Genomic DNA, 23090 nt, shown 5'->3' with positions numbered 1-23090 from the left:
CAGTATTTCCACAATCCGCCGGACACTTCCGGCGGTTTTTTGCATGAAGATGAAAAATTTTTACCCCCTCAGGGATTTGTGCTAAAATAGGAAGAATGAAAAACACTGTCTGCGATTAAACAGAACTTAATGAAGAAGGAACGGGTGCAAATATTGATGAAACCTTTTATATATGATTTAACACTGGAAGAGCTTCAGGACTGGGCCAAAAACAACGGTGAGCCTGCCTTTCGGGGAGGACAAATTTTTGACTGGCTGTATGTAAAGCGGGTCAATAATTTCAGTGAGATGACGAATTTGTCCAAGGGGCTGAGAGAAAAGCTGGAGGAGCAATTCAGTTTTGTGACGCTTCACGAAATAACAAAGTTGGAATCGAAAGATGGGACTGTTAAATTTCTGTTTGGTTTACACGATGACCATGCTATTGAGACGGTTATCATGAGACATAATTACGGAAACAGTATTTGTGTAACGACTCAAGTGGGTTGCCGGATTGGCTGTACTTTTTGTGCCTCGACGCTTGGGGGTCTCAAAAGAAACCTGACGGCTGGCGAAATTACGGCACAGGTGGTGCAGGCTCAGAAAATTCTGGATAAAACGAATGAACGAGTGAGCAGTATTGTGATTATGGGCTCGGGTGAGCCTTTTGAGAACTATGAAGCGACAATGACGTTTTTGCGTACAATGATTCATGAAAAGGGCCTGAATATTGGTCAACGTCATATTACGGTGTCAACCAGCGGCATTGTGCCCAATATTTATAAATTTGCTGACGAGGATACACAGATTAATCTGGCAATATCCATTCATGCGCCCAATGATGCGTTGCGTTCGAAGCTGATGCCTGTAAATCGCCGTTATCCTTTTAAGGATGTTATGGATTCTCTTCGTTATTATCTTGCTAAGACGGGGCGGAGAATTTCGTTCGAATATGCCTTGATCGGTGGAGTAAACGACCAGGCAGAACATGCTGAAGAGCTTGCGGATGTGTTGAAGGACATGCTGTGTCACGTCAATTTGATTCCAGTCAACCATGTGCCTGAGCGCAAGTATGTGCGCACATCGCGCAGCGATATTTTTAATTTTCAACGTATTCTTGCCGAAAAAGGCGTCAATGTGACGATCCGGCGTGAACAGGGTCACGATATTGCCGCTGCCTGCGGTCAGTTGCGTGCAAAGCATATGGAGTTGGGGTGAAACCATTTGATCAAAACAGTTCATGTCAGCCATGTCGGACGTGTGCGTTCGGTAAATGAGGATTCTGCCTGGATCAGGCACTTGGAGCAAGGCTATATTCTTGGAATTGTTGCCGACGGTATGGGAGGGCATCTGGCCGGTGATACGGCCAGCCGCCTTGCGGTAGAGACACTTGCCGCTGATTTGGCGACGCTGGAGAGCGGATTATCCGCACATTCTTTGACGGCGGCGCTCAGCGACGCTATTTTGCATGCCAATGAAGTCATCTTCCAAACGGCTGCGCGCGATGACCAGTATCATAATATGGGAACGACGGTTGTTGCCGTGTTGCTCAATGATGCATCTGGAATTATCGGACATATTGGTGACAGTCGCGCCTATGTCATATCCAAAGGAACGGTACGTCAGCTTACAGAAGACCATACTTTGGTTAATGAGTTGTTCAAAAACGGTCAGATCAGTAAGGAAGAGCGGGAGAACCATCCCCGTCGCAATGTGCTGACACGGGCATTGGGCACTGATTCCGAGGTAAAGGTAGACATTGACACCATTACGCTGGAAAAAGGCGATGTACTATTACTATGCAGTGACGGATTAAGCAATTTGGTAACAGAAGAACAGATCAGTAAGGTAGTAGGTGCCGCAGAAAATCCTTTGGAGGAACGTGCGGATCGTTTGCTACATCTGGCGCTGCTTGCCGGTGGAGACGATAACATTACTGTAGCTTTGTTTGAATTGCCCGACAACACGGTTTCATTGAGTGAAAAGGGGTGTGAAGCATGATCGGGCACCTGCTTGGGGGAAGGTACGAAATTATTGAGCGCATCGGTGGCGGCGGTATGGCGCTGGTGTATAAGGCTCAAGACATTTTGCTGAATCGCAATGTCGCGGTAAAAGTGTTGCGTCAGCAATTTGTTCATGATGAGGAATTTATTCGCCGGTTTCGGCGTGAGGCACAGTCAGCGGCCTCGCTTTCTCATTCGAACGTGGTCAGTATTTATGATGTCGGCCAAGAGGATGAAATCCATTATATTGTAATGGAGTGCGTTGAAGGCAAAAATTTGAATGAGATTATTAAAGAACGTGCGCCATTACAAGTGGATGAAGCAGTGCGGATTGCTTCCCAGATTTGTGATGCGCTGGAACATGCCCACCAAAATCAGATTATTCACCGGGACATTAAGCCTCATAATATCTTAATTGGACGTAATGGACGGGTTAAGGTAACCGATTTTGGGATTGCTCGAGCTGTTACGTCAACGACAATTACTCAGACAGGTTCTGTTGTGGGCTCTGTTCATTATTTTTCACCTGAGCATGCAAAGGGTGTCATTACCGGCGAAAAATCGGACTTATATTCTTTAGGTATTGTCTTATATCAAATGCTAACGGCACAGCTTCCTTTTCTGGGAGAAAGCCCAATTAGTGTGGCACTCAAGCATTTGCAAGAGGAATTTGAGGAACCGCGTAAAATTAATCCGTTGATTCCGCAAAGTGTAGAAAATGTCATTCTAAAATCGATGCGTAAAAATCCGGAGGAACGTTACCAATCAGCAGACGAAATGCTAAGGGATTTGGAGACTTGTCTGCTACCGGGGCGGCGCAATGAATCCAAGCTGGAGTTTACACATTTGGATGATGAGGGCCAAACGCGGGTTATCCCAGCTATTAAGCCTCAACAATTAGGTGTGTCTTCCAGTGGTGACGATGTGCCTGTCCAACCTCGGGAGTCTGAACAGCTTCCGAACAAGCAAACATCCAAGAAAAATAGAAAAAAAACGATCTTCTGGGTAACACTAGTGTTGGTACTACTTTTGTGCATGGGCGGCGTGGTGTACTATGTGCAAAGTGTGCTTGTCGTACCTGAGGTGAAAGTACCAAGTGTACTGACACAAACAGAAGACCAAGCGAAGGTCACTCTAAGTAAAGCAGGACTAGTCATTGATGATCCAATCCAGCATGAATATAAAGAGGGGATTGCACCGGGAGTTGTTTTTTATCAAAGCTACCCTGAAGGTTCTTTAGTCAAGGAAGGAACGGAGATTAGTCTGAAAGTCGGGATTGCCAAGCCGCTCACCCCGATGCCAGATGTCAAAGGACAAAGCTACGAGAATGCTGTCAAGCTACTGACCGCCCAGCAGATTAAGGAAACGCAGATTCAGCAAAATGAGCAGTTCAGTGATCAGGCTGAAGGAACCGTCATTAGTCAGACACCTGCTGCAAATGAGCCATTTGATAAGGATTCGGTTCAGGTAGTGCTCACCGTCAGCAAAGGCGCTGCCACTGTTAAAATGCCGAATCTGGTAGGGATGACGCAGAGCCAGGCGGAAAATGAGGTCAAAAAGGCGGGGCTGAAGGTTGGCTCAATTAAAGAGGAATTTAGCTATGAGCAGGATAAAGGAAAAGTAACCAAACAATGGCCTTCAGAGGCGGGCAGTGATCTGCCCCCAAATACGGAAATTACGTTTTATGTAAGTACGGGTTACCCGCCAGAAGCGATTACGTTACCGTTTAATGTACCTGTGGCGCCGAAGGAAGAGGGCAAAAACAGTAAAATTCGTATCACTTATACAGATGCACGTGGAGAAAATCAGGAGTGGGGCAACCGTACGATTAATACGACACAGGTGTTTACGATCAACCTGCTGATGGCCCCTAACAAAGACAGTGTCGTCTCCGTATTTAGAGATGGTGCTTTTGTTGACACGTATCCTGTTTCTTATATTGATGCAAAAAATGGAACGGTGACGATGCCTCAAATTGCTCCACCTGCAGGAACATCACCGACTGATACATCTGGTGGTACTTCCTCACCGAATGGAAGTGGAAACGGTGAGGAAGGAAACAGCGGGGAATCTTCTAACGATAGTGGTAATGGTGGAGGCGACTCTAACAACCAGGAGGGGACAGAAGGCGATGGTGATCCTTCTGCTTTTGCCCCAGGAACCGATTCCTCAGGAGTTACGCGCAGTGAGTTGGCGGTTAGCAAAAAAAACAACCCCGGTCACGGTTCCCGCAAAAAGAAGGACAAAGTGATCGAGGCTGTGCAGCATCAGTAAACTTACTAGAGAAAGAAGCTTAACCTGTTCCACACTATGAAACTTGAACATTATGAAGGAGGACATCTTACACATGCCTGAAGGTCTGATCGTCAAGGCGCTTAGCGGATATTATTATGTCTCCAGCCTGGATCAGGATGGGCGTCCGGTATCCGGCGAAGCTACGGTACAATGCAGAGCACGTGGCCTTTTCAAGAAAAAAGAGATTACGCCCCTTGTTGGTGATCGGGTCCTTTACGAACTAACTGAAAACGGGGAAGGTATGGTCAAGGAGATTAGAAAGCGTACGACGGAGCTAATTCGCCCTCCAGTAGCTAATACCACGCTGGCCGTGCTGCTGTTTTCCCTGCGTGAGCCGGATTTAAACCTGCCTTTACTGGACAAATTTTTAGTCCATATTGAGCACGCTGGGCTGGATACGATTATCTGTCTGACCAAGCGCGATTTGTATGAAGGCAGCCCTTCAGAGGATGATAAGGTGCTGATGGTTCAGGAAATGTATCGGAAGATTGGTTACGAGGTGCTGGTAACCAGCGCCCGTACTGGAGAGGGTACGGCTGAGCTCAAGAAGCTGTTGGCCGGCCAAATCAGCGTGTTTTCCGGTCAGTCAGGTGTAGGGAAGTCCTCCATGCTTAATGCTTTGGAGCCTGGCTTAACGCTGGAGACGAGCGCCATAAGCAATAAGCTGGGACGAGGAAGACATACGACTCGCCATGTGGAGCTAATTCCTTTAGACAACGGCGGGTTTGTAGCAGATACACCGGGGTTTAGCCAACTGGATTTTTTAGAGCTGGGTGTGGATGAGTTATCGCCTTGTTTTCGAGAATTCCAACAATATGCGGAAGGATGCAAATTTCGGGGTTGTACGCATATTCACGAACCTGGCTGTAAAGTAAGAGAGGCCTTGGAAGAGGGACATATTTCACAGGGACGCTATGATAGCTATCTGCAGTTTTATCAGGAATTAAAAGAAAAAAAACGGAGGTATTGAGCATATGTTAAAAATAGCACCGTCGATTTTATCCGCTGATTTTGCTCGTTTGGGCAGTGAAGTCGCGGAAGTCCAAGCAGCGGGGGCAGACTGGATTCATGTGGATGTTATGGATGGTCATTTTGTATCCAATATTACACTGGGCCCCCCTATCGTTCAGGCTATTCGGCCGCATACAACTCTCCCACTGGACGTTCATCTGATGATTGAGCAGCCTGAACGTTATATTAGTGATTTTGTAAAGGCAGGAGCTAATATCATCACGGTCCATGCGGAGGCCTGTGTTCATTTGCATGGTGTTCTTCACATGATCAAGCAGCAAGGCGCTCTGGCGGGAGTGGCTCTCAATCCGGGGACTTCACCATACGCGATCAAGGAAGTGCTGCCCAATGTAGATATGATTCTGGTGATGACGGTTAACCCTGGTTTTGGGGGCCAGTCCTTCATTCCAGAGACGTTGAATAAAATCAGACAAATCCGTGCTTGGTTGAACGAATTGGGTCGTCCAGACGTACATATCGAGGTGGACGGAGGTATTGCGGAGGAGACGGCACCAGCCGTATTTGAAGCGGGTGCTAACGTGTTAGTGGCAGGCAGTGCAGTGTACGGCAGAGCAGACCGTGCAGCGGCTATTGCTGCTATTCGGGATAGTGTCGCTCATTTGTCCAAGTGAAGCTAACTGAAGCACTGTGGATGACCTTAGCGAGCATGCTGACCGGTTTGACACTCAGTTGTTTCTCGCTAGTGAAGACGCCTTGGAATGCTATACTTTCACTTTTGGCTGTTCTTATTGTCCTGTTTTATTTTCGTAAAAATGAACGGCGTGGTTTGCGTATCGGTTTTGTGGTCTGCAGTGTGCTTTATTATATTCTGTTTATTTTTATACTCTCAGCATATCTCTATGTTCGCGGACTTGTCTGATGGTATAGCCTGGGATGGTTGTGCATAAATATGGTTACATGAGCGGGATTCTCATGTAGCCTTTTTTTGTGGGGCAACAACCCTTGACAGGTTGCATAAACTACAGAGAACGGATGCAGGAGGATGATGGGGAGGGTGAGGCATGAAGTTTTACACAATCAAGCTGCCAAAATTTCTGGGTGGATTCGTCAAAGCCATTTTGAATACATTCCAGAAGAACTGAAATCAAAGTAACGTTGACACAGGATGTAGGATGAAGGCGAAAGGTACACAGGAGGCACGCTTCCCGGGCACAGCAGATTGATAGCTCGGCAATAAAAGACAAGAATGCGCGGGAAGTTGCCTGACATTTTGTCCTCCTGAATCAGTGGGATATTATTCGAATAATCAAAAAAGCACCCGTTTAAAACGAGGTGCCTTTTGTTTATAACGATATTTTTTTACGACTACACGCGAGTCACTTTACCGGCTTTCAATGCACGAGTGCTGACATAAACGCGTTTCGGTTTACCGTTAACGAGAATGCGAACTTTTTGTACGTTGACGCCCCAAGTACGGCGATTACGGTTGTTAGCGTGAGATACGTGGTTACCGCTGCCAGGCTTTTTGCCTGTTACAGAACATTTACGAGACATGATTCCACCTCCTATTCTGAAAATAACCAAACTCCATATGGAATGGGTCGCTCTTCAGGCCGACTGGGTCAGCCGGACTTTATAAGTCACTAACCTGAACAAAACAATACTTAAATATAATATCATAGTCAAAAAAGCTCCGTCAACTGATTCAAAAACTTTATTTATTTCTCTTTCGCATTATAGTACAATATGGGATAGCTATTGCTGCGACTATTTTGTTTTTTAATGGAATGTGAATTCTTATTCCAGTCATGCCGGGCAGTTCAGAGGCGGGACCATAATCATCATTCCGGCCAATGATTTTTTGTTGGGCAGTTGACTGGTTTTTCATATTATATGAGCTGTGGAAAGAAACCAGAGGATGGTTACGGAAGCTTACGAAAGGGTGACATTCGTATTCGTCGTCTGGCTTTAGTATAATTCAATTGAACCTTGAACATGTGTTGTGAAGATGGATTGTAAAACAATTGTATTAAGCTAGGAAGGGGAATTCTCTTGAGTAATCGTTCTTTGAATGGAACAGACTTTACCGCGATGGTTTTAGCCGGGGCGGAACAATTACAGCAGCATGCGGAGCATGTCAATTCACTAAATGTATTCCCGGTGCCAGATGGTGATACGGGAACCAATATGAATCTGACGATGAGCGCGGGCGTAACGGAATTGAAGAGGGGAGATTCTTCCTCTATCGGTGTCATGTCCGGCATCTTATCCAAAGGCTTGCTGATGGGGGCCCGCGGCAATTCAGGGGTTATCCTGTCTCAGTTGTTCCGTGGCTTCAGCCGTTACGCTGCCCCATACGAGGAATTGAATACCCTTCAGTTCGCATCGGCATTGCAGAGCGGGGTGGATGCGGCCTACAAGGCGGTGGTTAAGCCGGTGGAGGGTACAATTCTTACCGTGGCGAAGGAAGCGGCCAGACATGCTGTGTTTTTCTCGCGCCGGACGAACGACATCACAGAACTGATGGAAGAAGTGCTTGCCAAAGCAAAGGAAACGCTCGCCATGACGCAGGACATGCTCCCTGTACTGAAGCAAGTAGGGGTTGTAGACTCGGGTGGACAAGGACTTGTGTATATTTATGAAGGATTTATGCAGCATCTTGGAAGCGGATTGGTGACATCTCCAACTTCAAAAGGCGATAGTGTACGCCCGGTTTTTGCTCCTTATGTATTGGAGAGACCTACAGCTGCGCCTGTTGCTCCTTCTCCAGATGCGCCGATTTCTGCGCAGGCGAAGCTCGAAACGGAGAATATTGAATTTTTGTATGATATGGAGTTTTTTATTAATCGACAATTGGGCGAAGCGCAAGGTACAAATTTTGATGAGGAAGCTTTCCGGAAAGCGTTGTCAGTAGATGGTGATTCGATTATCGTTATTTCGGATGATGATGTCATCAAGGTTCATGTGCATTCGAAGGCTCCAGGTGAAGTCTTGAATCTTGCGCTGCGTTACGGGGAAATTACACAGATTCGAATTTTGAATATGCGCGAGCAGCATCGTGATTTGCTGTCTGCAGGTATGGATGGTGCTCCTGAGCCTGAATGGTTTGCAGAAATACCAACAGAGCCTGCACGTGAGGAGGAGCCATCTGAGCCTCCAGCTCATGAGCTAGCACCTTTTGGCTTTATAGCTGTGGCTTCTGGTGAAGGGATTGCTGATATTTTCAAAAGCTTGGGTGTTGATGTTGTCCTTTCGGGTGGTCAGACGATGAATCCGAGCACAGAAGACTTCGTGAATGCGGCTCGCTCGATTGCGGCTCAACATATTTTTATTCTGCCGAATAATTCCAATATAATCTTGGCTGCTGAACAAGCGCGTGAATTGCTAGAGGTGGAACGTTTGGTGTCGGTGATTCCAAGCAAAACAATTCCTCAGGGCATTGCAGCAGCATTTGCTTACCAAGAGGAAGAAGCCTTTGAGGTAAACCAAGATAATATGCGGGACGCAGTTACCCGTGTGAAGTCTGGACAAGTGACCTATGCGGTTCGGGATACGACACTTGATGATCTGCATATTACAGCGGGCCACTACATTGGTATTCAGGATTCTAAGATCGTGGCGACTGAGGAGCAATTAATGGCAACATCCCGCCTTTTGCTGGCGAAAATGCTGGTGAATGGCGATGAAATTGTTACGATTCTTACAGGTTCGGACGCAAAACAAGAAGAGACAAATCAGCTTGTTGCGTGGCTTGAAGAAAATTATTCGGATGTTGAAGTGGAAGTTCATGAAGGTGGTCAGCCGATTTATCCTTATCTGTTCTCAGTGGAAACCTGATGTGCTTTGGCACACCCATGGTAGTCCACTACAAAGGAGGTCTGACTGATGAGAACTATCATTTTGACAGATAGCACGGCTGATATTCCACAGGAAATAGCAGATCGTCTCGGCATAGTCATTGTACCATTGACGGTGATGTTCGGAAGCACAGCTTACCTGGACGGTATTGAGATGTCAGCTGCACAGTTTTACAGCGAACTGGTACGGGCTGATGAACTACCTACAACGTCACAGCCATCACCAGCCCGTTTTTTGGAGACGTACACGGAGCTGTTGGAGCAATACCCCGAGAGCCAGGTTATCTCTATCCATTTATCCTCCGGTGTGAGCGGAACGTACCAGTCCGCTCTGCTGGGTAAATCCATGTTGGAGAAGCATGAAGATAGAGTGACCGTTATGGATTCCAAGTCGGCCTCGTACGGATACGGTATGCTCGTGGTTTACGCCGCAGAGCTGGCAGCTGCCGGGCAATCCCCGGCTGAAATTATTCAGGGTGTGGAACGTCTTGGGGAACGCCGTTGTTTGTATTTCCTGGTGGATACACTGGAATACTTGCAAAAAGGCGGACGAATTGGCAAGGCAGCGGCTATGGTTGGTACGTTGCTTAACATTAAGCCAATTCTTTCGATTGACAAAGAAGGTATTATTTATTCGGCTGATAAGGCGAGAGGGCATAAAAAAGCGACAGCACGAATTATTGAACTGCTGGAGCGGGATTTAAAAGGCCAAAAAATTAATATTGCTGTGGGTCATACGGCAGATCGCTCGGCGGCAGAAGCGTTTGTGGCTCAGCTGGCAGAGCATTTTGAACTGGGCGATCAAATATATACTGAACTTGGCGCTGTGATCGGAACTCATGTGGGACCAGGAACGATTGGTATTTTTGCATGGCCGGCCGGAGATGAGAGGTAATATGCTGCAATTGGATCAAATACCATTAAAACAAATACACGGCGTGAGTGCTCTCAAAGAAGGAGAGCTTCACGCTTTTGGCATTTCTAACGTGCAAGATATGCTGGAATATTATCCGTTTCGGTATGAAGATTACCGACTGCGATCGCTAAGCGAAGTGAAGGACGGAGATAAGATTACAGTACAGGCGAAAATTATGGGCATTCCGGTGCTTCAGCGTTACGGACGCAAATCAAGGTTAACTTGTAAATTGATGGCTGAGGATTGGATGTTTACTGCAACATGGTTTAATCGGCATTTTTTGAAGGATCAGCTAACATCAGGTCGTGAAATTGTGGTGACTGGGAAATGGGATCTTAAGCGAATGCAGATGACTGTTGCAGACTCTGAGTTCCCTGATAAAGGAGTGGCTCGTTCGGGGACACTTCAACCGGTGTACTCTATAGGTGGCAAGATTACGCAGAGCTGGATGCGAAAAATAATGAATCAGACGCTCCAGCAGTTTGGTGAAATGATTCCCGAGATATTGCCAGATCTGCTGGTACGCAAGTATAGTATGATGCCGCGCAAGCAGGCCATTGCAGGTATACACCAACCTCAGGACAATCGAGAGGGACAAGAGGCTCGGCGACGGATGGTGTATGAGGAACTCTTTTTATTCCAGCTGAAAATGCAGGCATTCCGAGCGTTAAATCGTGGTCGAGCGGACGGGGTGGTGCATACGGTGGATAACGCCACGATCCGTGAATTTGTGAGGGCTTTACCTTTTGAATTAACGGATGCACAGAAGAAGGTTGAGCTTGAAATACTGTATGATCTACGCTCACCTTATTGTATGAACCGTCTGCTCCAAGGGGATGTTGGGTCGGGGAAAACTGTGGTTGCCGCCATCGGTTTATTCGCAACAGTACGTTCCGGTTTTCAGGGAGCACTGATGGTGCCAACCGAAATATTGGCCGAGCAGCATATGCGGTCGCTTCACAAGCTGTTTGAACCCTTTGGAATCAGCGTGGGGTTACTGACAGGAAGTACAACTGGGAAGAAGCGTAAGGAGTTGCTTGCCGCTCTTCAAATGGGTCTGCTGGATATTGTGGTGGGCACGCATGCCCTTATTCAGGAGGATGTGTATTTCCGCCAGCTTGGACTAGTTGTAACGGATGAGCAGCACAGGTTCGGAGTCAACCAGCGTAGTGTACTGCGACGCAAGGGCTACAACCCCGATGTGCTGACCATGACCGCCACACCGATCCCGCGTACGCTGGCGATTACTGCTTTTGGTGATATGGATGTTTCTACAATATCAGAGCGGCCAAAGGGACGGATTCCAATTTCTACGTATTGGGTGAAGCACGAACTGATGGATCGAGTGCTCGGTTTTATTTCTCGTGAGGTAGATCAGGGACGGCAGGCTTATCTAATCTGCCCGTTGATTGAAGAGTCAGAGAAGCTGGATGTACAGAATGCCATCGATCTGCATATCCAAATGCAGCAGGCTTTTCCACATTATCGCGTTGGGCTGTTGCACGGACGAATGACTCCTGCAGAAAAGGAAGAAGTTATGCGTTCCTTCTATGCAAATGAGGTTCAGCTACTCGTTTCAACCACGGTTGTAGAGGTGGGGGTAGATGTGCCCAATGCGACGCTAATGATTATTATGGATGCAGATCGCTTTGGATTGTCCCAGCTACATCAGTTACGTGGACGTGTTGGAAGGGGCGCACATGCCTCATACTGTGTACTGATCGCGGATCCTAAGTCGGAGGTTGGTCAAGAGCGGATGAAGGTAATGACCGATACGGACGATGGTTTTGAGGTTGCTAGACGCGATCTGGATTTGAGAGGGCCGGGGGATTTCTTTGGCACCAAGCAGAGCGGGTTGCCCGAGTTTCGGTTAGCAGATATGGTAGCGGACTTTGAGGTGCTGGAAAAGGCACGTGAGGATGCAACTGATCTAATCAAGGACTCCTCTTTTTGGACATCTCCGCAGTATGAAGCACTTCGCGGTTATTTGCAAAAAGAGCAGATTTTCCAAGGGGATCTTATCGACTGACCCACCATGAATGATGAGGATGTTCTAAACGTTTCTAACAGATAGGTACAATGGACAGGCTGACCGTCATATATTTGGGAATGACCGAATGATATGGGAGGTGTGGCAACATTGAGCTATCAGCAATATGGAATTAGTCCGCAATTGGTGGAGCGGATTAAGTTAAAAATGAAAAATCGTGCGCTCAAGGAGCGGGTTAAGCAGCAGATCGAGGGCGTGACCAAAGCAGATCTGCAAAACAAAGCTAAGGTGCGTCATCTTGTGAAGACCACTTCTGCTATTTTAAACGAGCGATTGACGGCTACACAGGAGGAGCAACTGACTGCCTTCGTATTGGCACAAAAAATTGATCCATCTAATACGTTCCATCTGATCAAGCTATGGGGAATGTTCCGTTGATGCTGTTCGAACGGGTGCTTCAAAGCACTTTCCATGTTTTATGTGAAGCATAGATAAAAAAGGATTGCCTGATGTTAGGCGATCCTTTTTGGGTTTATTTAAGGCTTTTGTATTTCATTCCCCGGGCAATAGGCAGTAGTCTTTTAGTGTGAAATTCTATTCGTAATAACCACCAATCTTGATAGACCGTTCCATGGCCTGTACACCTGGACGTACCGTTGTTCGGTGCAGAGAACGCCTCCGCTCCAGAAAATTGTATAGGCTAGCACGGTGACTGCTCCAGTAAGCGCATCACGCGGAGGACCAGAATCCGGTTACTGTACGGATGGTTCACCTTGTTCCCGTCTTGCCCGAACCTCCTGAACAATTTTTCTGTTCATTGTTTCCGTCAGCTCATAATTCTTCATTGGAAATACGGAGAGAAATGTCAGAACCCCCGGAATAATTGTAAATAGTAGTGTGAGCCAAATTAGGGTTGTATTTGTTTGGACGATATTAGGCTGATAACCCGCTAACGCCAGCGCATAACCACCCACGGCGCTGCCGATTGCGGCCGCCAATTTGGCCCGGAAAACGTTAGCTGAGAAAACCATCCCCTCTGATCTGTTTCCAGTTTTCCACTCTCCATAATCGACGCAATCTGCTAGCATTGTGGACATGACAACATAGTTCAGCCCCACACCGAAAGAAATGATACAGCTGAGAATAAAGACAAGTACAATAGAGTTGCCGCAGAAGAAAAGAGCTATCATGGATATGGAGGTGATTAGCACCCCTGCTATGCTAGTGCCTTTTTTGCCGATCCACTTGGCAATGAACGGAACTGCGACGTTACCTGCGATTTGGAATCCCACGGTTAGTCCCATAAACAGTGGAATGAATGCTTCGGCACCTAGGTTGTATTTGAAATAATACAAAGTAAAGGCATTACGAATGTTGGCAGTCATTTCGATAATAAAAAACGAGATGATCAACAGCCGCAAAGGTCGGTTTTCAATGAAGAATAGGCGGAGTACTCCTTTTAACGTTTGTTTTTCATGGCGAGGCACTACGTGTTTTTCTTTTACGCCAAACACCGTAAACATCATGCAGACGAAGAACAGGCCACAAAGTACAGCAACCGCTCCAGCCCAGCCGTTGAAGAAATGGACGAGGGGAAGCGCTACGACATTGACCGTCCACAAGCCGGCGCTTGCAACCGTACGAGGAACAGTCACGACCTTGGTTCGTTCTGCAGCATCTTTGGTTATAGCGGCGGACAGTGACCAATACGGAATATCCAATATGGAATAGCTAATGCTCCAAGCGATATAGGTAACATAGGCATAAACCAGCTTCCCGGCGGAAGAAAGGTCCGGACTGAGGAAGAGTGCGAAGGTGGTGAGTGTTACCAAGAAAGCCCCGATGAACATGTAAGGCCTAAACTTCCCCCAACGCGTATTCGTGTTGTCGACTGCAATGCCGATAAAGATATCAACCACCGCGTCAATCACCCGTGCCACCATCAGTAATGTCCCGACTGCAAGCGCATTCAATCCAAAGCTGTCAGTATAGAAGAACATAAGATAAACGGCGGTTAAATTGTAAATAACATTCATCCCATAACTACTCAGTGAGTAAGAGATCAGTGTTTTTAAACTGACTTTGTCATTATTTTTTGCAGATGCAGAAGTAAGCATGTTTTAACCCCTTTCAAAAATTGACGATCATAACAGCTGTAATGATACGTTTAACGCAAACTTGTAAGCGTTATCTTGAGATACAGAATAACAAAAGCTGCAGGAGGAGTACATGATTTTTCTAAAGCAGATGATGGCAAAAACAAAGATTGTCGCAAATATTCACAGGTTGAGGCTTCTTTTTAGCTCTTATAACATAATTCTTAATTTATGCTATATTTGTTACGGGAACACCGCCCTTGGTTAACTTTTAAATTCTGAAACGTGGAGGTTAGGAATGAGTGAGAATATGATTCAATTTGTAGATACACGTACCAGTTCAAAACATAAGAATATTACAGATTTAATCCTATATAATTGTGGTTCCGAGCCTTGTTCTCCCAACCAGGACTTTGGGCCTATCGCCAGGGATTTCAATCTTATCCACTTCGTATTAAAGGGGAGAGGCAAACTGGTATTAGATAAGGAAACATATAACATAGAGAAGGGACAGGCTTTTTTAATCCCTGCCAATAAGGCCGCTTATTATCAAGCTGATGAGTACGAGCCATGGGAGTACAGCTGGGTGGGGTTTATGGGGATCAAATCCGAAATGTACTTGCAGAACATCTCTCTTGTTCAGGATAATCCGTATGTGGTAAGTATCGGAGACATCACTTTTTTTCATTCGACCATTCTTGAAATGCTTCGTATAGGGAATAATACGCTTTCTTCATCCTTGGCTATTCAGGGGTATTTGTGCCATATTCTCGCCAAGCTGGTGCATGAATCGGGTGAAACGATGCCTGTGAAACAAGAGCTTCCCTATTCAGTTCAAGCTATCAACTATATGGAGAAAAACTACAACGGTGGCATTCAAATCAATGAGGTGGCAGAGTATCTCGGCCTTCACCCAAATTACTTAACCTCTGTTTTTAAGCAGGAAATAGGCGAAACACCAAAGCAATATTTAATGAACATTCGGATTAAAAAGGCATGCGAGCTGTTACAGGATACCAGTTACTCTATTCAAGTAATCTCCAATTCGGTCGGTTACTCGGATCAACTGACCTTTTCACGGGCGTTTAAAAAAATGATGGGCATTTCTCCCAGCGCTTATCGTGAAAATATTCTTTGATTTTGCTATATAAATCTTCTAAAAATACTGGTGATTGAGGTGGGTGTATTTTGATATCGTAAAGCTGTTGGTTTTTCTTGCATGGTATTTTAAAGGATTGCACGGAAGAACTCACTTTACGAGAGGGGAACTGCATGTGGATACACTCATTGCCTTTATTCCAGCCATAGGCTGGGGATTCATGCCCATACTGGCGCAAATGACAAAAGCCAGTCCTCGCGAGCAACTGACGGGGACGGTCATCGGTGCCGTATTGTTCGCACTGTGCCTGTATTCGTACTCACCTGTTAACTTTCAAATCACACCATTTATTGTGAGCTTTGTCTCAGGTGTGTTTTGGTCCGTAGGACAGTTGATTCAATTTCAAGCTTTCCAGAAAGTAAGCGTTTCAACGGCCATTCCCATTATTTGTGGGCTACAACTTATGGGAACGACGCTTTTTGCAGCACTAATCTTGGGCGAATGGACGACTGGGTACCAATTTGGTATTGGATTAGCAGCGCTTATATTTATTTTGTCTGGCATCTTGCTGACGAGCTATCAGGGCAAATCAAGTGGTTTGTCCAAGCCTTTACCCCTTCAAATTCTTGTCATGTTGGTTTGTTCAGGTATAGCCTTAACCTTGTATGTTATTATTAATCAAATCTTTCATGTCTCCGGTCTGTCGGTCATCTTACCGCAATCACTTGGCATGCTGTGTTCTGCGCTTTTAATGAACTGTAAGGGAGGGCAGAAACTTCATCTGGTTCAGGTGCTGCGCAATTTGTCTACGGGTTTGTCGTGGAGCGTGGCAAATTTGGCGCTATTCATTTCGAATGGGCTTATTGGAGTCGCTGCCAGTTTTCCGATCTCTCAGGCGAGTATCGCCATCTCCTGTGTTGGCAGTATTCTGATTTTCAGGGAAAAGAAGAGTCCCGGCGAATGGCTTCGTCTACTGGCCGGCATTACGGTAATCATGGTCGGAGTGGGATTGATTAGCCTGGTCAAGCTCTGAGATTTAGCAATTGAATATTAGCGGCTGATTACAAACCCGTACCTTTTGAGATAGCTTGTAGCGTACCCGTTCTCGTCCAGCGCTGCAAGCTACAGATTGCGGCTGACCGAGGCGGAAATATTAAAAATATTAGCTTTCGCAAGTAAACGGATAATGAGAAAACTCTATGTGAATGGTTTAACCATTTGCATAGAGTTTTTTTGGAATTTTGTGTTTAACAGCGGTCATAGGGACGCGCAATCACTGTCAAAGGAAGTAGTTTTCAGGTGAGTAGCTATTGAGATTGAAATAACATCTCCCGCTGTAAAAGTATTTTTATAAATAATAGAAAGATTATCCGTTTGCTGTACTTTACTACAGTCATAAATGTGGTGCATTAATATATGTGACAGACAGCTTTGTACATGGCATAAATTTCGTTGCGCATACTTCCTGATTACAGGTGTTTAAGATAGGTGTGTTATTCGGACAAGCTTATTTAGTTGTATTTTATAATAATTAATAAATGCAATGATGTTTTACAGTTTTGAGAGGCTCAAAAAGTGTCAATATAATGTTTTTATTCTATTTCGATGGATAGGATGAACATTAGGAAAAAGGCTTGTCTCAAAATAAACATAGAGACAAACCTTTTTTTTAATTTTATTCATACCAAATGCTGTCTTCTGAAATCCATTGGACTCAAACCTAAGTGCGTTTTTATAAATTTTGTGAAGCTAGAAGGCTGTTCAAATCCAAGCTTCTCAGCAATTTGATGAATAGGCTCTTTAGTCGTTAAAAGCAAGTTTTCTGCAAGTTCCAGCACCCTGGATTTGATAAAATCCTGAGCTGTTCTACCGGTTTCTTTTTTTAGCATGTCCGAAAGATAATTAGGTGAATACCCCATTGCTTGAGCAAGGCCTTTTACACTTGGTGTACCTGATCTTTCAATAATATCCACTGTACACTGTTCATTTAAAAGCTCTTCGAACTTGGTGACGGCGTCTTTATAAACCACTGCTCTAGTGATAAATTGCCTGCCATAAAAGCGTTTAGCGTAGTTTAAGAGTAATTCCAAATTGGACACAACGAGTTCTTTCGTGTAAAGGTCTATATTTTTACTGTATTCATTCTCAATGTTCTTCACTATACGTTCAATCGTCTCTCTTTCTTGTTCAGAGAGCTGCAAGGCTTCATTTGCTTCGTATTCAAAAAAGCTGTACTCGGATATTTTTGACCATAGTGTGGTTCCTCTGATCATGTCAGGATGAACACAAAGCATCCAGCCATCCGAATATTCAGGTGTATAATTGCCCTCAGAAATCATGATTTGACCAGGAGCTGTGAAAACAAGGCTGCCTTCACGAAAATCATAGTTTTTTCTGCCGTATTTAAAATCACATTGAGTACCACTTTTTAGAGATATCACATAAAAATTCAACATGACGTCAGTGTTAAACATGGTTTCCGATGGATTAGCATTTTCAAAATTCATCGCAGTAATTAATGGATGTTTAGGTTTATTGTATCCGAGTAATTCATGTAAGTCAGATATTGATTCAACCGTTAACATGATTTGCCCTCCTTATGAACAAAACAATTCCTCGCAAATAGAAAGCTCTTCTTATCATATCCTTTGAATTTCAAGTAAGACATAGTCTAATCCACGATAAACTTGTTTGAATTACAGAACTATTTATCAGTAATCTGGACAATATCATCAGTAACCTGGATATGTACCTAATCGAATGGGTTGCAGTATAAATATATTACTTAAATGAAAAGGAGAATTACGATGATTACAAAAATCATCCTTATTACTGGAGCTACTGATGGAATCGGAAAAGTTGCGGCGAAAACCATGGCAAAGCAGGGACACACTGTGATCATTCATGGACGGAATCAAAACAAAGCACAGAAAGTATGTGAAGAGATAATTGCTGAAACAGGCAACAATAAGGTGGACATTATAACAGGTGATTTGTTTTCTCTTGCTGAGGTCAAACGCATGGCTGCAGCTTTTAAACAGAAATACGATCGGTTGGATGTCCTGATTAACAATGCTGGTGCTATATTAAGTAAAGATAGGGAGCTAACCAAGGAGGGACTTGAAAAGACAATGACCCTTAATGTATTTTCACCATTGCTCTTAACAGAGTTATTATTAGATGTTCTTTCAAAAAGCCCCTCAGCAAGGATCATTAATACCTCTTCCGCAACACATAGGATTGCCAAAAAACCAGATTTCAGCGATTTACAGTTGGAAAAGGACTACACCTCATCCGGTGCGTATGCATCCTCCAAATTGTATACGATTTGGATCACAAGACACTGGTCAGCTGAACTAATGAGAAGGGGACTGAAAAATATAACTGCGAACGTGTTACATCCTGGTGCTGTTGCGACTAGATTTGGACAAGACAACGATAAAGGTTTTATTAATAATATAGTGTTTAAGTTGGCACTTCCATTCATGAATACGCCAGAAAAAGGAGCTGCTACAACCGTATATTTGGCCACATCACAAGAAGTAGAAAAGGTTAATGGGAAATTCTTTGGTAACATGAAGGAGGAAAAACCAAGGGATCGATATTATTCTGTAGAAAACGAAATAAAAGTTTGGGATTACTGCCAAAAGGTTATTAGCCCTTATATGAATAAATAAGTACGGAGCAATAATAAGGTTTAACGATGGCCCCTCTGCTTTCCTGAAGTTGAGGGGCTTTTTGTATTCATTTTCTTTCCTAATAATCAGTAATAGGGACAACTTTGTCTGTAATCAGGCTATGTTAACCACAGATCTGGAGTTTTAAACTATAAGTATCCATTAAGACAACCTTAGATGCGTTATCACGCTGTACCTAAGTGTAGGCTGGAAATAGTGTATGAAGGGGGATGAGATAGGGATACGAATACAATTCAAATACAACAATTTAGCTGATATCTGAAATATATAATATGAAAAATGAAAGGGGTATAACAAGTATGTGTAAAGTTCATGCATTGAGTGTTCCCAGTGCGAATGCGCCATTTGAACGGACGATGATTGAACGGAGGGTATTGCGCCCAGATGATGTTCTAATCGATATTAAGTATAGTGGTGTATGCCACACCGATGTTCATATGGTCCATAATGATGGAGGTTACTCTCAATTCCCAATGGTTCCCGGTCATGAAATGACAGGAATTGTAGAAGCGGTTGGAACGGAAGTAACTAAGTTTGTAGTGGGTGACCGGGTTGGAGTAGGGCCTCTCGTGAACTCTTGTGGAGAGTGCGAGAATTGCCTACGTGGTGAGAATATGTTCTGTAAAAAGGGCATGGTCATGATGTATAATTCCGTAGACTACGATGGAAATATTACTTACGGTAGTTACAGTCAAAAAATTGTAGTGAAGCAAAATTACGTACTTCAGATCCCAGATAGTTTGGGCTTAGATGTTGCCAGTCCACTACTCTGTGCAGGAGCTACGGCTTACTATCCTTTGAAACATTGGGGAGTAGGTCCAGGCAAAAAAGTCGCTATCGTCGGTATTGGAGGTATCGGCCACCTAGCTATCAAATATGCCCATGCATTAGGAGCTGAAGTTACGGCCTTGAGTCAGACAATGGATAAGAAAAGCGATGCGCTAAGTTTTGGCGCCGATCATTACTATGCAACGAACGATCCTGACACATTCTCGACGCTAGCTAGTCAATTTGATGTGATTTTCAACACGACCTCTGCAAGTCTTAATTTAGATGCTTACGTATCCATGCTTAATATAAATGGTACGTTTGTTATCATCGGTGATTCCGGTAAGCCGAACCAATTTAATACGCTCAGTTTGCTTATGGGTCGTCGCAGAATTGCAGCAACGCCTGGAGGCGATCTTCTTGAAACCCAAGAAATGCTTGATTTCTCCGCAGAGCATGGTATTGTCCCTGAAATTGAGGTAATTCACACCAATCAAATCAACGAAGCTTTTGAGCGACTTATCCGAAATGATGTACGATATCGATTTGTTATTGATACATCTACCTTTTAAGTCGTATTTTCGAGGATAACTCAATAGACCAAACATCATCAAAAGCACTTATCTGAAAGACAGGACTTACAATAGAGCGGACGAATTGCTGCTCGTCCGCTTTTCTAATTTATAAATACGCTAGTAAATTAACTCATAAGAATTTAAAAAGAGAAGAAGTGAATTTGCATTGAAAACATTGGCCATAGTTGGTGCAGATCCCGGATTGGACTTTTCACTGGCTAAAACGTTTGGTAAACACGGATTTCGCTATGATTTCAAGAACATAAGAGAAACTAGACCAGTATACTGAGCAATTAACTAAATTGAGGCTCAAGGTTTTGCTGCGGATATTACTAACAAAGCACAGCTTACTAGAGCTTTTCAAGAAATTAAAAGTACATTGGGAACTATAAATGTCATGAAATTCAGTCCATACAGCGGAAATGTACCTACGACATCGTTGAAGAAAGCCTTTTTTTAATTGAATTCAAATGTGTATACCAAGTTTCCGCTTTTTCAAGACAAGATAAAATGTTATACATTGGTTCTTTATTTTGTTGACATTTAAAAGATGAAGCCCAGCCAACCAGAATTCCGTTCCGATCCTCATCCCCCACGAGCACATTAAGCTTTCTTGGCCTTTATGATCACAGAAATAATGTGATGATCCACGCTCGTACCAGATACCCAATTTTGATGATTGATTTACATAATCCTATAAATTACCTGAATACAGAACTAATGTTTGGCATTATAATAAATAAGAATACATGTTCGTACGTATATGATCGTTTTTTTGGAGGGTGCAGCATGACTAAAACAACTGAGCGGACAATTCTTTTGGCGGATTGCCAGTCTTTTTATGCGAGTGTAGAAAAAGCTTCCTACCCAGAGTATAAAAATAAACCGCTTGCGGTAGCAGGCGATCCTGCACGCAGGTCTGGAATTATTTTAGCAGCATGTCCTATGGCCAAAAGTTTCGGGGTGTCTACAGCAGAACGGCTCGGTGAAGCCCTCAAGAAGTGTCCTGAGCTTGTGATCGTCCGTCCCCGTATGAAACACTATATCGATGTCTCTTTAGCAATTACGGATATATACAAGGAATACACTGACCTGGTAGAGGTGTTTAGTATCGATGAGCAGTTTCTGGACATTTCGGGTAGTTTTAAAATTTTTGGAGATTCTTTAACCGTTGCAAGAGAAATTCAAAAGAAGGTTCTTTTACAAACCGGGGTTTGGGTACGAATAGGAATCAGTTCCAATAAGGTTCTTGCCAAAAGCGCAACCGATATTTGGGCTAAAAAAATTAAAAGCGGTATATTCACGTTGCCCAAGACAGAATTAGAGCAGCTGCTCTGGCCACAGCCAGTTAATAAAATGTTTGGGGTAGGTTCGCGGATGTCGTCCCATTTTGAGCGGCTTGGTATGACAACCATTGGAGATATCGCTAGAACGTCTCTACCAGATCTTAAGTCTAAATTTCGCGCTCGTTTTGGAAAACAGTCGGATATACAGGCGGAGGTCATGTGGAAAACAGCCAATGGTCTAGATGAGAGTCCTGTAGCTCCGTATACCTTCAGTTCTCCACAAAAGTCGGTAAGCCATATGATGACCCTACCCCAAGATTATCTGGAACCAAATGAAGTAGAGACCATCCTGCTTGAACTCTCGGAAGAAGTTTGTCGAGACAGTCGTCGTAAGGGGTGCATGGGCTCTGTCGTGACCGTTAGTTGTATATGTAGCCCATATGAGGCTCCCACCGGATTTTCCAGGCAAATGAAGCTTACAGATCCGACTAACAATACGAATAAAGTGTACAACGCAGCAAAAAAAATATTTTATAATTTTTGGAACGGTATGCCGATACGACGCTTAGGTGTCACTTTAAGTGGGTTGGTTGACGACCAAACTTATCAACTTTCCTTCTTTGAGGATCATGAGCGTATCCGCTCCTTGGAAGAAGCAACAGATAAAATTAAAGAACGCTATGGTAGCGCAGCTATCGTAAGAGCGTCCTCTTTGACCCAAGCTGGTCAGGCACTGGAGAGATCCCTAAAAATCGGGGGGCATTATAAATAAATGAAGGGATATACTGATGTAATTTAGAATTACTAGAGCAAGGTCAGATCCCACTACATATTGGTCTGAAGAGTTCTTGGGAAACAGGTAAAACTAAAAAACTGTTAATCTTTGAATTAAAGTCTAGAAAATTATTGCTGGACTTTGTTAATACTACAATGCTATTTGGTATTTTAGCTGTGTTTTATACTTTTCCTTCGGTTCGAATCCATACTCCTCTTTGTCCCAGCACTTTCCGCTGAATTTCACTTGCAATACTCAACGGATCTCCGAACAGGGAGAGACTTCCGCTCATATCCAGAAATTGTTCATCAATGCTGAAAACCTCAACCAAATCCGTATACTCATTATAGATTTCTGTTATTTTTAATGAGACATCGATATAATGCTGCATGCGCAGGCGTACAATGATAAGGTCAGGACATTTTTTACAGCTTCCCCCAGACGTACTGCAGTGGATATACCATGTTTTTTGGCCAGCGGACACGTGGCTAAAATAATGCCTGAACGAAGTGCAGGGTCACCGGCCACAACGAGCGACTTATGTTGGTATGCGGGATTATCCGCTTTTTCGACGCTGGTGTAAAAGCTTTGGCAGTCCGCTAGAAATATGGTTCTACTTCCACGCTCCTTCACAATGTTGACCTCCTCTCCTGGCATGTGATTAATCATATTCCAGAATATTCTTGAACATATACCCTTATAGTAGTATTATATATAGAACAAGTGTTCCTAATACAAATGTATTTTTTGGAACATTACAGTTTACGGGAAACCTAGCATG

18 protein-coding genes and 1 pseudogene are annotated in these 23090 nt (G+C 44.2%); 15 read left to right on the top strand and 4 right to left on the bottom strand.

Features of this window, described 5'->3' with window-relative positions; genetic code table 11:
• The first annotated feature begins 156 nt into the window (after window positions 1-156).
• The 6 genes from rlmN (at window position 157) to spoVM (ending at window position 6391) form a co-directional block, all read left to right on the top strand.
• A complete protein-coding gene (gene rlmN / locus ACUC6J_RS15180) occupies window positions 157-1197 on the top strand; it encodes a 23S rRNA (adenine(2503)-C(2))-methyltransferase RlmN (protein ID WP_025365198.1) in 1041 nt (346 codons plus the stop codon).
• Window positions 1198-1203: 6 nt separating this feature from the next.
• Window positions 1204-1980 (top strand): Stp1/IreP family PP2C-type Ser/Thr phosphatase, encoded by a 777-nt coding sequence (locus tag ACUC6J_RS15175; protein ID WP_016822348.1) that lies wholly within the window; start codon window positions 1204-1206, stop codon window positions 1978-1980.
• A complete protein-coding gene (gene pknB / locus ACUC6J_RS15170) occupies window positions 1977-4256 on the top strand; it encodes a Stk1 family PASTA domain-containing Ser/Thr kinase (RefSeq protein WP_447249059.1) in 2280 nt (759 codons plus the stop codon). Before ACUC6J_RS15175 ends, pknB begins: the two co-directional genes overlap by 4 nt.
• Window positions 4257-4329: 73 nt before the next feature.
• On the top strand, window positions 4330-5247 hold the full coding sequence (gene rsgA / locus ACUC6J_RS15165) for a ribosome small subunit-dependent GTPase A (protein WP_017427460.1): 918 nt from the start codon (window positions 4330-4332) through the stop codon (window positions 5245-5247).
• 4 nt (window positions 5248-5251) lie between these two features.
• Window positions 5252-5920: a ribulose-phosphate 3-epimerase gene (rpe, locus tag ACUC6J_RS15160; protein WP_016822345.1), complete on the top strand. Its 669-nt coding sequence runs from the start codon at window positions 5252-5254 to the stop codon at window positions 5918-5920.
• A 390-nt stretch (window positions 5921-6310) separates the two neighbouring features.
• The gene (gene spoVM, locus ACUC6J_RS15155) at window positions 6311-6391 is read left to right on the top strand and encodes a stage V sporulation protein SpoVM (protein ID WP_010345573.1); all 81 of its coding nucleotides are present in this window, start codon (window positions 6311-6313) and stop codon (window positions 6389-6391) included.
• A 223-nt stretch (window positions 6392-6614) separates the two neighbouring features.
• On the opposite strand, the gene rpmB is transcribed toward spoVM, so the two are convergent.
• Window positions 6615-6803, bottom strand: coding sequence for a 50S ribosomal protein L28 (gene rpmB / locus ACUC6J_RS15150; protein WP_013310881.1), 189 nt, complete (start codon window positions 6801-6803; stop codon window positions 6615-6617).
• A gap of 498 nt (window positions 6804-7301) precedes the next feature.
• Between rpmB and ACUC6J_RS15145 the strand changes: the two genes are divergently transcribed.
• The 4 genes from ACUC6J_RS15145 (at window position 7302) to ACUC6J_RS15130 (ending at window position 12450) form a co-directional block, all read left to right on the top strand.
• A complete protein-coding gene (locus ACUC6J_RS15145) occupies window positions 7302-9086 on the top strand; it encodes a DAK2 domain-containing protein (RefSeq protein ID WP_447249058.1) in 1785 nt (594 codons plus the stop codon).
• 48 nt (window positions 9087-9134) lie between these two features.
• On the top strand, window positions 9135-10001 hold the full coding sequence (locus ACUC6J_RS15140; RefSeq protein ID WP_016822343.1) for a DegV family protein: 867 nt from the start codon (window positions 9135-9137) through the stop codon (window positions 9999-10001).
• Window position 10002: 1 nt separating this feature from the next.
• The gene (recG, locus tag ACUC6J_RS15135) at window positions 10003-12051 is read left to right on the top strand and encodes an ATP-dependent DNA helicase RecG (protein ID WP_025365192.1); all 2049 of its coding nucleotides are present in this window, start codon (window positions 10003-10005) and stop codon (window positions 12049-12051) included.
• Between the two features lie 111 nt (window positions 12052-12162).
• Window positions 12163-12450, top strand: coding sequence for a stage VI sporulation protein F (locus ACUC6J_RS15130; protein WP_016822341.1), 288 nt, complete (start codon window positions 12163-12165; stop codon window positions 12448-12450).
• 314 nt (window positions 12451-12764) lie between these two features.
• Here the strand turns inward: ACUC6J_RS15130 and ACUC6J_RS15125 are convergent, their stop codons facing one another.
• Entirely contained in the window at window positions 12765-14129 is a 1365-nt protein-coding gene (locus tag ACUC6J_RS15125) for an MFS transporter (protein ID WP_031461716.1), read from the bottom strand.
• 277 nt (window positions 14130-14406) lie between these two features.
• Here ACUC6J_RS15125 and ACUC6J_RS15120 point away from each other — a divergent pair, with 277 nt between their 5' ends.
• Together ACUC6J_RS15120 and ACUC6J_RS15115 are read left to right on the top strand one after the other, a co-directional pair.
• Entirely contained in the window at window positions 14407-15246 is an 840-nt protein-coding gene (locus ACUC6J_RS15120) for an AraC family transcriptional regulator (RefSeq protein ID WP_016822338.1), read from the top strand.
• Between the two features lie 136 nt (window positions 15247-15382).
• Window positions 15383-16240, top strand: a complete 858-nt coding sequence (locus tag ACUC6J_RS15115; protein WP_090890261.1) for a GRP family sugar transporter — start codon at window positions 15383-15385, stop codon at window positions 16238-16240.
• Window positions 16241-16886: 646 nt separating this feature from the next.
• Here the strand turns inward: ACUC6J_RS15115 and ACUC6J_RS15110 are convergent.
• Window positions 16887-17792 carry a helix-turn-helix domain-containing protein gene (locus ACUC6J_RS15110; protein ID WP_249506775.1) on the bottom strand — a complete coding sequence of 302 codons (906 nt, stop codon included), beginning with the start codon at window positions 17790-17792 and terminating at the stop codon, window positions 16887-16889.
• Window positions 17793-18014: 222 nt separating this feature from the next.
• Here ACUC6J_RS15110 and ACUC6J_RS15105 point away from each other — a divergent pair, with 222 nt between their 5' ends.
• The 3 genes from ACUC6J_RS15105 (at window position 18015) to ACUC6J_RS15095 (ending at window position 22306) form a co-directional block, all read left to right on the top strand.
• Window positions 18015-18884, top strand: coding sequence for an SDR family NAD(P)-dependent oxidoreductase (locus ACUC6J_RS15105; protein ID WP_290402736.1), 870 nt, complete (start codon window positions 18015-18017; stop codon window positions 18882-18884).
• A gap of 320 nt (window positions 18885-19204) precedes the next feature.
• On the top strand, window positions 19205-20245 hold the full coding sequence (locus ACUC6J_RS15100) for an NAD(P)-dependent alcohol dehydrogenase (protein WP_017427469.1): 1041 nt from the start codon (window positions 19205-19207) through the stop codon (window positions 20243-20245).
• A 792-nt stretch (window positions 20246-21037) separates the two neighbouring features.
• Window positions 21038-22306, top strand: coding sequence for a DNA polymerase IV (locus ACUC6J_RS15095; protein WP_016822332.1), 1269 nt, complete (start codon window positions 21038-21040; stop codon window positions 22304-22306).
• A gap of 202 nt (window positions 22307-22508) precedes the next feature.
• On the opposite strand, the pseudogene ACUC6J_RS15090 reads toward ACUC6J_RS15095, so the two are convergent.
• Window positions 22509-22966, bottom strand: a pseudogene (locus ACUC6J_RS15090) (Y-family DNA polymerase); the annotation flags it as partial.
• Between the last annotated feature and the right edge of the window lie 124 nt (window positions 22967-23090).

The organism is Paenibacillus sp. JJ1683, assembly GCF_053006485.1.
The sequence above is the reverse complement of the archived record's forward strand: the minus strand, read 5'-3'. Positions and strand labels throughout refer to the sequence as shown.